At 49.6% G+C, this 8,134-nt stretch carries 7 protein-coding genes; 4 read left to right on the top strand and 3 right to left on the bottom strand.

From position 1 onward, the window contains the following. Positions 1-188 (top strand): hypothetical protein (locus tag QUA38_RS25750; protein WP_333166936.1); only part of this gene is annotated, 188 nt, incomplete at its 5' end. Positions 189-568: 380 nt separating this feature from the next. Here the strand turns inward: QUA38_RS25750 and QUA38_RS25745 are convergent. From QUA38_RS25745 to QUA38_RS25735, 3 genes are all read right to left on the bottom strand, one after another. Then, positions 569-2,242 carry an asparagine synthase-related protein gene (locus tag QUA38_RS25745; RefSeq protein WP_333166934.1) on the bottom strand — a complete coding sequence of 558 codons (1,674 nt, stop codon included), beginning with the start codon at positions 2,240-2,242 and terminating at the stop codon, positions 569-571. 83 nt (positions 2,243-2,325) lie between these two features. Beyond that, complete coding sequence (locus QUA38_RS25740) at positions 2,326-3,771, bottom strand: protein kinase domain-containing protein (protein ID WP_333166932.1); 1,446 nt, start codon at positions 3,769-3,771, stop codon at positions 2,326-2,328. A 125-nt stretch (positions 3,772-3,896) separates the two neighbouring features. Next, entirely contained in the window at positions 3,897-4,901 is a 1,005-nt protein-coding gene (locus QUA38_RS25735) for a LysR family transcriptional regulator (RefSeq protein ID WP_333054398.1), read from the bottom strand. Between the two features lie 222 nt (positions 4,902-5,123). Here QUA38_RS25735 and QUA38_RS25730 point away from each other — a divergent pair, with 222 nt between their 5' ends. From QUA38_RS25730 to nuoL, 3 genes are all read left to right on the top strand, one after another. Then, a complete protein-coding gene (locus tag QUA38_RS25730; protein ID WP_333166930.1) occupies positions 5,124-5,837 on the top strand; it encodes an NnrU family protein in 714 nt (237 codons plus the stop codon). 45 nt (positions 5,838-5,882) lie between these two features. After that, positions 5,883-6,260: a thioredoxin family protein gene (locus QUA38_RS25725; protein ID WP_333166928.1), complete on the top strand. Its 378-nt coding sequence runs from the start codon at positions 5,883-5,885 to the stop codon at positions 6,258-6,260. A gap of 363 nt (positions 6,261-6,623) precedes the next feature. After that, a partial coding sequence (nuoL, locus tag QUA38_RS25720; protein ID WP_333166938.1) for an NADH-quinone oxidoreductase subunit L occupies positions 6,624-8,134 on the top strand: 1,511 nt, incomplete at its 3' end.

Here is an 8,134-nt window from a genome sequence, read left to right as displayed (position 1 = left end):
CGGGACAATTCGGCATAGTTGACAAAAAACTTATCAAGGCTACTATCTTACCATCATTACTTCTTGGCCACTACCCTGATATCATGTCCGGTCGAGGAACCGCGATTTTTGTAGGGCGAGTTCACCAAGAATACCTGCCAATAATTGACAATATCAAAAACTCGCCCCGACCGGGATATTATGATTAATCGATCGGACATGATATGAAATTCTTGGATAGAAAAGTGCAAAATCCTCGTTAATAATTTTGAGAGAGTTCAGGCTCATTAGACGACCAAGGTGAATCTTCGTTTTATATCAAATCTGTTGGCATCGGAATCATTCATCTGTCTCTTCCGTTTCTCTGTATCCTCTGCGCCCTCTGCGGTTTAATCATTCCAATACAACGGGAGTTCATATTATTAGGCTGATGATTAAAAAGCTGGCAGCCTAAAAGATATCAAATCGGTTCTATAAACAAGAGCGAAAACCGCATAGGGAAAATGCCACTGTCGAGCGATAAATTTGGGCGTCAACTGCTGAAGTTGACACGACGAAAGGCACGGCGCCGTGTCCTAATTTGGGAGAACTAACGGCGATTCACTTGTAACCAAATTTCTAGTGTCACCAGCAGCCACAGCTTCAGCCCATAGCGGGGAAAAACTTCGCCACGATAGTTTAGCCACTCGCCGATTAGTGTTCGATCGAGGTAAGGCGCGATCGCCGCATGACGATTCAGCAACAACGATCGCGCTTGCCGCTGCCAATCCCTCAAAAACCACTGCTGCATCGACATCACCATGCCGCTTTTCGGACGGTTGACAATGACATCGGGCAGCAAATCCGCCACAGCAGCCTTGAGAACCGCTTTTTCCTGTGCGCCCGAAAGCTTATATTCTGGCGGAATTTGCAAACTCAGTGCCACCATCCGCGCATCGAATAGGGGCGATCGAGCTTTTAGTCCCGCCGCAGCCGTGAGATTATTCACCTTGGTCAAAATGTAATCGGCTCCTTTAAACTCAATGTTGAGCCGCATCAGCCGATTCAAAAACGTCGTTTCTGTCTGTTGCAATTCCTCAGCAAAGACGGAAGGCGCATTCTTCACCTTTTCCCAAACCTCCGGCTTCAGCAAACGTGGCAAATCCACATAGCATTTTTGAAACGAAGTCAAGTAAGCTGCGATCGGATCGGCTTTACCCTGAATCGAACCATACAAACTGTTGAGTAACATCGGCTTATTTTTCGGCCCGCCAAAGCACGGATCGCCACCTTCGCCATTGAGTACCACGTCTGCGAATTGCTTTGCCGATCGCCCCAACAGCAAATTGGGAACCGTCAAGCCTTCCCCCACCGGATCATCCATCGCCGCCAGCGTTTCCGGTAGCAACTCCCAAATTTGCTTTGGCGAAACTTCCAAAACGTGGTGCTCAGTGCCACAATGTGCTGCGACGATGTTGGCAAATTCAATCTCGCTGGGATATTGAGCGCCAAAGTGCATCGAGAAAGTGTGTACCGGACGATCGTGCAGCCTTGTGGCGATCGCCGCGACGCAACTTGAATCAATACCGCCCGAAAGATATGCTGCGACTGGTTCTCCCGCTGGTAGCGCTTCCTGCACCAGTTGTTCCAAAAGCGATCGCACTTGTTGACTGTGCCATTCCAAAGGGCGATTGGCATTAGTAATTTGCTCCTGTGGCTGCCAGTATCTCTGTCTCTCAATATCCGGTAAGTATAGGTAGCTACCGGGCCGCAACTCTCGCACGGCTTCCCACAGCGTTTGTGCTCCGGGTACAAAGGCGCAGCACAAGTAGTCGCGCAAAGCAACTAAATCAAGTTCTCGATCGTGATACGGATTGAGCGATCGCAGTCGAGGCGCGATCCAGCAAGTCGTTCCTGTACGGGTGTAATAGAGGGTTTTGGCTCCCACGCGATCGCGCCCGAGACACAAGGTTTGCTCGTCTCTATCCCACACTGCCACGGCAAATTGTCCTTCCAGTAAGCTCAAAGTTTGAGGGCCTGACTGTTCCCATAGCCGCCCGACGATCGCCAAATCGGTCAATCCCTCGGTATCAATCTGTTGTTTGAGCATGGGAGTGCGATCGAAGCAGCAGTCACCTACCAGCACAAATCGCTGATTGGGGCTGAAGGTGGGTTCAGCTCCGATTATGGCAAAACCGGAAGTTTCCCAAGTTGCAGGGTGCGATCGGGCTTCTGGGCCCCAAGCAATCACCCAATTAGGGTAGATAGATTTCTGAGTGTGCATTTTAAATTAGACATCTCCCATAATTATTGTGGAACAGGCATCTTGCCTGTTCAAAACAGGCTTTTCTGCAGATGACTATTACATTAAAAAACGTTTGAAAGTAACTTATAAATCAATCGAAAAATAGCTGTGCCAGCGATCGCACCCAAAGCACCCAACCATCCCACGAACAACACGCCAGTGATCGGAGAATTGGGATAAATCGCAACTGCCGCCGTCTGCAAAGCCGGGAAAAACCACAGCAAAGCCACAGTACCTGCGCCAATAATCAACATCTCAGTTTGTTCGATCGCCCTGCGGTACTGCCCGTAAATCAAACCCGCCACAATCATCCCCAACAATCCGATACTCAAGCCAGGAGAGGGCAACAAACTCGTCAGGGCGATCGCCAGCACCCCTCCCTCAAAACCCGTAAACGCTGCCCCCGACAAAACCTCCCAAATCGAAAAAGTCGCTCTCTGCGAAGGTTGCAGCCCTCCTGGAGGTGTTGCAGGAACCCGTACAGGAGGAGGCAGAGTCGGTTGAAGAGGTATCGGAGGCGGTGCCACCACGACTGTAGGTTGTTGAGAATGTTGTTGAGGCCGAGACATCAGAGCCGCTTCCACCTCACTCGCAGATTGAAAACGCTGGCTGGGAGCTGATAATAACATTCGATCGAGAACGTGAGCCAAACGCGAACTTACCTGCACCCGCGACTGCCAATTCCATTCGTTTCTGTAACTATCAAAAAGCTCCGTCGGCTGCAAACCACTCAGCAAAGTAATACAAGTCACAGCCAAAGCATACAAATCCGTTGCCGGATAAACTTCTTGCCCGCTCATCTGTTCTGGCGGAGCGTAACCCAAAGAATAAATACCAGTCGAAGCTTTTGCACTCCCAACACTTTGTGTTACTTGTTTAACAGCCCCAAAATCTAATAAATAAAGCCGACCATTTTTACCCCGCATAATATTAGCAGGTTTAATATCCCGGTGAATCGAACCGCGAGAGTGTACAAAATCGAGAACTTTCAAAATTTCCCGCAGCACCTCCACCGTTTCCGCCTCCGAAAACCTGCCTTTAACAGCTAGTTCATCCTCCAAATTTTTACCGTCAATAAATTCTTGAACCAGATAGAAAAACTGATCGTTTTTTCCCGGCTGCAAACTCGTAACAGTCAGCTCAAAAAAAGCCAGCAAACTCGGAATTTGGGAATGTTCGTTTCCCAGTTCTTCCAGCACCGCCGCTTCCCGTTCAAAAAGAGTTTGAGCGATTTTTAGCTGGGCCGGAGTCAGATTTACCGAGGGCTGCAAAAGTTTAGCAACGCACTGCCGCATCGCGGGAGTATAGCGGTCTCTGGCCAAAAATGCCGCCCCAAAACCGCCTTGACCCAACAACCTCACGGGCAAATAGCGCCCGCTCAAAATCATGGGCATCCCGCAAGCGGTGCAAAACTTTTGCTGCACCGTTTTGAGCCGCGAACTGTCATCGAGGTCAGGAAAATAGTTTTGAGGGCGCGGGCAGCCCGGTCGGGTGCAGTAAACTTCCATTTTTGTTTGCTAATAAGAAGGAAGAGGGAAGAAGGAAGAGGGAAGAGGGAAGAAAAAGCGATTGTTAAATCAGATTTCGATTTCTCAACTAACCGCGAACTGCTAACTGCCAGCGACCTAAGAGATTAACTTCCCGCCGAGTTGGGAGTTCCTATTTCTATGAATCCCAAATCGAGCGCCGGGGGTTCTTTCTTCTCCAGGATGGTCGAATAAGTAGCAAACTGGGGCAAAATTTCATTGCTGAAAGCCTCTGCTGCTTTAGAACGGTAGCGGTTGGGGTTGTAAATCAGTGACAAAATGCGAGTTACCAAAACTTCATCCATTTGAGATTTGTGCAAGACGCCCATGAGCAACTCTTTTTCGATCGCCGAAACCGAGACAAAAGCAGCACCCAGCCCGGACTGAACGGCATTTTTAATGGCTTCGATCGAATTTAGTTCCATCTCTATTTTCAAGCGGCGCGTGTCTATGCCGCAGCGAGTCAGTACCTGATCGATTACTTTGCGGATCGTAGACTGCGAATCGAGGGATATAAACTGCAATTTGTAAAGGTCTTCTTTTTGGATAGTTTCTTGTTGTACCATCGGGTGAGACGGAGGAAGAATCAGAGCCAGTTCGTCCTCAGCGTAAGGAACAATTTCTAAAGCTTCTACAAGTTCGGTAGGAATTTCTCCGCCAACAATTGCCAAATCGATTTGCCCGTTGGCAACACTCCATGCCGTGCGGCGGGTCGAGTGAACGTGAAGCTGTACAGCTACATCCGGGTACTTTTGGCGAAACATCCCAATCATCCGGGGCAGCAAATAGGTTCCCGTTGTTTGAGAAGCGCCGACGATCAAAGTACCGCCTTGGAGATTTTGCAAGTCTTCCAGAGCTCGACAAGTTTCCTGGCAAAGCGATAAAATTTTCTCGCCGTAACTCAGCAGCAGGTGTCCGGCTTCGGTCAGTTGCGCCCGCCGCCCCCCCCGGTCAAACAGCGGCACGTCCAACTGTCTCTCTAAGTTTTGCACCTGCAAGCTAACTGCTGGCTGGGATACATAGAGGCTGTCCGCGGCGCGTTTGAAGCTTCCTTCAGAGGCGATCGCCTTGAGAATGCGTAACTGGTCTAAAGTGAAAGGAAGGTCAGACATATATCTAAATTGTCAGTTGTCAGTTGTCAGTTGTCAGTTGACGGTTGACTGTAGGCAGCGAACAGCAAACAGCGAACAGTCAACAGCGAACAGCGAACAGTCAACAGTCAACAGTCAACAGCGAACAGTGAACAGTTAACTGACTGATAACCGCTGAATGCTCCCATAGATACTTTGTGACACAAATTGGCCGAGAATCAATAACTTTTCTTAATATTTGCAATGACGATCGACTTGGCGCTCGACTCCCACTTAGTTATTCTGGGCCTGTTACTGGTTTTTGCGATCGCCCACAGCGGTTTAGCAGCCCTCCGGCCCAAAGGTGAAAAGCTGATCGGGCCGAGACTTTATCGCGTTTTGTTTGCCCTTGTCAGTTTGCCGCTAGCCGTCATTCTGATTGTCTACTTTTTCAACCACCGCTACGACGGCGTACAGCTTTGGCAAGTACAGGGATTACCCGGAGTTAAACCTGCTGTTTGGATACTTTCGGCAATTTCCTTTCTGTTTCTGTACCCAGCAACTTTCAACCTCCTAGAAATTGCCGCCGTCCAAAAGCCCCAAGTTCACCTCTACGAAACTGGCATCATTCGTATCACCCGTCACCCGCAAATGGTGGGACAGGTGATTTGGTGCGTGGCCCACACCCTGTGGATTGGCACTAGCTTTACCCTGGTCACTTCCATCGGTTTGGTACTTCACCACCTGTTCGGAGTGTGGCACGGCGACAGACGACTTCAGGCTCGTTTTGGAGAATCCTTTGAAACCATCAAATCTCGAACCTCAATCATGCCTTTTTTGGCAATCCTACAAAAGCGTCAAACCTTTGATTTGCTTGAGTTTCTGCGCCCTTCCTACGTAGGTGTAGTCATTTTTACTGGTTTGCTTTGGGAAATTCATCCTTTTTTGATGCGTGTCACTAGGAACATATACTGGTAGCATGATCCCTAGGATAGAAAAAAAATTATTAAATTTTGAGGGATCATGGTGTTGTCGGTTAGCGAACGCACTTTTGCACAAGAGGTGTTTCAAGCCTCTACCCCCGTTTTAGTTCACTTTTCGGCTCCTTGGTGCGGTTTGTGCCGCGCGATCGACCCCACGCTTAAGACTTTTGAGGCACAGTGGGCAGAAAAAGTCAAGCTGGTCGGGGTGAATGCCGATCAATGTTTCAAATTGGCCCACACTTATCGGTTGACAAGTCTGCCCACGCTGATTTTGTTTGAGGGCGATAAAGTTCGATTTAGATTGGAAGACTACCAAGGGCGCGAGGAACTGCGGCGGACTCTGGATTCCTGGATGCTCGCAGCTCACGTAGCTTCCTCATCTCAACGGCTGCAACTTCAGGAATTAGCCAATCGGTAATGCTCCCAAGGCATTCGGCTCTTGTTTAGAAGGCATTCGGCTTTTATGTAGAAAGCAGAAGGCATTCCCCATTTGTGCATCAACCATCGGACACCAAAATAAATTTCGCAGTCTTGAAGGCACAGGACTGTGAGATTTATCACATAGTTTCCATTGCCACGGGAATAATAATTTTCGCAGTAGGGTGCGATCGTCTCGCTCGCCAGGAAAAAAGTAGTGCAATCGTCTAGCTCGCGATTGCACTCAGATATAGCAATACTTAAAGAATTGGATCAAGTATTTTGGCCCAGTGGCGCAGGCGTGTGTCACAATTGTTTACAGTTTTGTCAATATCTAGTAGAAACTTTAAACTACCTATCAGTCATGGAACTGCTTTATCAATATGCTTGGCTGATTCCTGTCCTGCCGCTGGCAGGCGCAATGCTAGTAGGTCTAGGCTTAATCACCTTTAACCAGGCAACCAACAAGCTCCGACAAGCGAATGCGATATTAATCGTCTCCGCGCTCGGAGGGTCAATGGTACTCTCCTTCGCATTGCTGTGGAGTCAACTACAGGGCCACGCACCCTACACCCGCAGTATTCAGTGGGCTTCTGCTGGCGACTTCTCGCTGAATATGGGCTATATTATCGACCCCCTAACGTCGGTGATGCTGGCGATCGTCACTACGGTCGCCTTTTTGGTGATGATTTACACCGACGGCTACATGGCCCACGATGACGGGTACGTGCGCTTTTACGCCTACCTGAGCATCTTTAGCGCGTCGATGTTGGGTCTGGTAATCAGCCCGAATATCGTTCAGATTTACATTTTTTGGGAACTCGTAGGTATGTGTTCGTACCTGCTAGTTGGCTTTTGGTACGATCGCAAACCCGCTGCTGACGCTTGCCAAAAAGCTTTTGTCACCAACCGCGTCGGCGACTTCGGTCTACTGCTGGGCATCCTCGGCATTTACTGGGCCACCGGCAGCTTTGAATTTGAGGTGATGGGCGAACGTCTACACTCATTAGTCGAATCCGGTGCTCTCAGCGCGACTCTGGCGACTATCTTCGGCGTGCTCATATTTTTGGGGCCAGCAGCCAAATCCGCTCAATTCCCCCTCCACGTATGGCTCCCAGACGCAATGGAAGGCCCGACACCGATTTCGGCTCTGATCCACGCAGCGACAATGGTAGCCGCCGGCGTCTTCCTGATCGCTCGGATGTACCCGGTGTTTGAAGGGCTGCCGGCCGTCATGAATTTGATCGCCTGTACTGGCTGTTTTACCGCATTTATGGGTGCTTCGATCGCGATTACCCAAAATGACATTAAAAAAGGCTTAGCCTACTCCACCATATCCCAACTCGGCTACATGGTGATGGCAATGGGCGTCGGCGCTTACAGTGCCGGACTTTTCCACTTGATGACACACGCTTACTTCAAAGCAATGCTGTTCCTGTGTTCGGGTTCAGTCATTCACGGTATGGAAGATGTCGTCGGCCACAACCCCGCACTCGCTCAAGATATGCGAGTCATGGGCGGCTTGCGGAAATATATGCCGATTACCGCTTCTTGCTTTTTAATCGGAAATTTGGCAATCTGCGGCATTCCCCCGTTTGCTGGTTTTTGGTCAAAAGACGAAATTCTCGCCAGCGCCTTCGCAGCAAATCCGGCTCTGTGGGCTGTTAGCTGGTTGACGGCCGGGATGACCGCGTTTTATATGTTTCGGATGTATTTCAGCACTTTTGAGGGCGAATTCCGGGGCAATGACAGCGCTATCAAGCGCCAACTCTTGCAACCCGGTGTTGTTTTTGGCCCCGGAGCGATGAACGTTAAGGAATTGGCATCAACTGGCGACAGTCACGATGAGCACGACCATTTGCCTCACGAATCTCC

It is taken from the genome of Microcoleus sp. Pol12B4 (assembly GCF_036701385.1).
Taxonomy (GTDB): domain Bacteria; phylum Cyanobacteriota; class Cyanobacteriia; order Cyanobacteriales; family Microcoleaceae; genus Microcoleus.
This window is presented reverse-complemented; position numbering and strand designations above follow the sequence as displayed.